1 protein-coding gene is annotated in these 570 nt (G+C 58.9%); it reads right to left on the minus strand.

What is annotated here, in order from left to right; all coding sequences use genetic code 11:
- Positions 1-152 precede the first annotated feature (152 nt).
- On the minus strand, positions 153-570 hold a 418-nt coding region (gene brxF, locus KDH83_RS31270), incomplete at its 5' end, for a BREX-3 system P-loop-containing protein BrxF (protein WP_212323005.1).

Below are 570 nucleotides of genomic sequence, written 5' to 3' on the forward strand. Positions count from 1 at the left end.
GACGTAGGTCGCGACGAGCTTCTTGGCCTCGTCCGGGCGCCCGGCATCGAGCAGTTGGATCACTGATTCGATCTGCTCGAATTGGATCAGATCTCCGTATTTCATGTTCGTGCCCATATGCTTTTCTCTTCCCGCAGTTTTCGTTAATTCGGTCAAATTTCGAGTACGACCACGCCGTCCTGGCTGTAGTCACGATGTTCTGGATGGCTCATGTCGGCATAAATCAGCCGATCACCGCGCAACTCGCCAGGCCAAACGGCCACGACGCGCCTGGAGTGAGCCAGCCGCCTGACGAGGTCAAGCGGGTTGATCTGTAGGCTGGGCTCGAACAGCAACTCAAGATTGTCGAGCAGCAGCGGGGCTTCGCCTCGTTCCCCGAATGTTTCAAGCAGCGCAATCTCACGCAGCAGTTCGCCTGCCGAGAAGCCGCGCTTGTTGTTCGGCGTGGCGGCCAATCGGCGCCCCAGTTCCAGGCCGACGTTGAGTGGCTCGATGTTGAGCTTGTTGCCGAGCTGGCGCAGCAGTTGGGTTTTGCCACTGCGGCTGGAGCCGACCAGCAGGATCAACTTG

It is taken from the genome of Achromobacter sp. Marseille-Q0513, from assembly GCF_018195695.1.
Lineage (GTDB): Bacteria > Pseudomonadota > Gammaproteobacteria > Burkholderiales > Burkholderiaceae_B > Achromobacter.